Below are 2,128 nucleotides of genomic sequence, written 5' to 3'. Positions count from 1 at the left end.
TAATATCACCAGTTCCTTCCGTAATACCTACACCATTTTCTAAAATTTTGTCGGACGTTCCGTCATAAATTGGTAGTTTTAAAGAAATACTTGGAATTGTAAGAATACCAACAGGATCGCCTAACTCAATCTTAGCAACATCCAAAGAAGAATCCGTTTCTGCTGCCGTTCCTGTTCGATCGATTGCGGCAATCTGCTGATTTTGTTGGTATTTCGCCACGCTCGCTTCAGCAGGCATCAAAAGTAAGACACCTACAGCTGAAAGTAACCAGAAAGCAATGATCCATTTACCCATGATTCGCTTTTTCTTAGGCTTCCTGATAATCATTGGTTTTGATCCTTCTAGGCTTTCTTCTTAAAGTAAACAACTGCAGAAAGTACCCCTGCTCCTAGCAACAAGCAAGAGATTAATACATACGTTTGAAAACCGTTGCTACCGGTCATTGGTACGGAAGCTTTTTGATTGTTTTTGATCGTGATTCGGTTTTCTTCTTTGGATGAATCTTTGTCTACTTTGAAAGAGATCTCTTTCGTTAATTTTTGATAGTTTTCAGGCGCTTTTGTTTCTTCCAGTGAATATTTACCTTCAGTTAAACCAGTGATTTCAAAGTGACCTTCTTTATCTGATTTTAGGATCGCTGCATTTGCTACATCGTCTACCCATACTGCTTCTTTGACACCGTCTTTATCCGTATCAACTAATCCACCATAATATTTTCCTTCTGCGTTTTTAGCAGCAAATTCTGCGCCTTCAAGCGGTGTTGCTTTGATTCCTATTCCAAATAGTCCGCTATCGACTTTTAAGAATTTTGCACCATAAGTCACAACGTCAGCTTTCGTTTTTTCGTGGTGTTCTTCCTGATTAAATGGATTGTTGTTATAAACGAAATCCACGCTATTTGTTAATGGATTGGCAACAGCTGCGCTATCATTTACATACATGTTATAAGTCATTTGAAGATCTTGTCCGTGTAAACTTGCTACAGTATCACTTACTTGGCCATTATTCACGATAAAATCGATCACAAAGCCATTTTCTGAATTTTGGATTTTATAATCTGTATTTTCTTTTAATACCACAGATCCATCTTTATTTGTTACTTTGATATTTGCTTTAGCAGCGACATAAGAAAGTCCTTGTCCTGCTGTATCCCCCCACTTAAATACACTGTAAGGAGAAGTTTCGCTTTTCACGCCGTTTACTGTGATACCGTCTGCTCCGCCTGCAATGTCTGTTGGGATATGAATCGTTCCTTGATAATTTACTGCGTCACCAATTTGGAAAGAATGTTCTTGTCCTGTTCCATTTGTTACTGTTTTATCGATCACTGGTGCTTTATAGTTTACGTATGAAGCTTTTAAATCGCTTGTCACACCGTCATTCGTAATTTCAAAGGTTAATTTATTGTGCGCATCGTTGCGAGCGTCTGCGCCTAATAAATATTGATCGGCTGTTGGTTCTTTATCTGATCCCACTACAATTTCTGAAGGAACTTCCACAAAATAGTATTTTCCTAACGTCAAATCAGTCGCAGTCAGCTTTCCTTGATCATCCGATACAAGATCTCCTAATTTTGTTCCTTTTCCAGGTTCGCCCTTGTATAACTCAAATTTTGCCCCTTTTAAAGGTGTTTGTTTGCTTTGAGCTGTGCCATCGTCACCAAATTTCGTTAATTCAAAACTCAACTTAGAAACAATGTTCTTTGGATACAAATGAATATCTTTTAAAAATCCTGATCCTGTATTGTCTGTCATTGGCGCAATCACAACCATTGGTTTTGCTTTTTGTGTGACTAATCCAGCAGCGGATTTACTTTCATAAACCACATATACATTCCCTTTGGAATTGACATAGGCTGGTTGATCCGCAAAAGTGATCTCACCATTTTCATCTACAGCTGAAGTAATTTTGTTGGTTGCATTTTTAATGTATTTGCTATTAGCACCTTTGTCTTCTACATCTTTAACGATTTCGTCCACCTTCGCGTTGGTTAGATCAGAATCTTCAGTCGGTAATACTTGATCCGTAATATTTCCTAACGTAAACTCAACATCACCATAATCTGCCTTGTTGTATTTCGTTACACCTGTAGGATATTGATCGTGCGTATAACCATCGTTTTTGATC

The 2,128-nt window shown here is 38.0% G+C and carries 2 protein-coding genes; both read right to left on the bottom strand.

The genetic code is table 11. The features are described from left to right. The coding region (locus tag ACFXI4_RS44565) for a hypothetical protein (RefSeq protein ID WP_385003402.1) at positions 1–328 on the bottom strand (328 nt) is incomplete at its 3' end. 14 nt (positions 329–342) lie between these two features. Continuing rightward, positions 343–2,128: SpaA isopeptide-forming pilin-related protein (locus ACFXI4_RS44560; protein ID WP_385003399.1), on the bottom strand; the 1,786-nt coding region annotated here is incomplete at its 5' end.

The sequence above is a fragment of the Streptomyces sp. NPDC059224 genome (assembly GCF_042754285.1).
In the GTDB taxonomy this organism is placed as follows: Bacteria; Actinomycetota; Actinomycetes; order Streptomycetales; family Streptomycetaceae; genus Streptomyces.
Note: the sequence above shows the minus strand (reverse complement) of the source record. Positions and strands in the feature narration are given on the sequence as shown.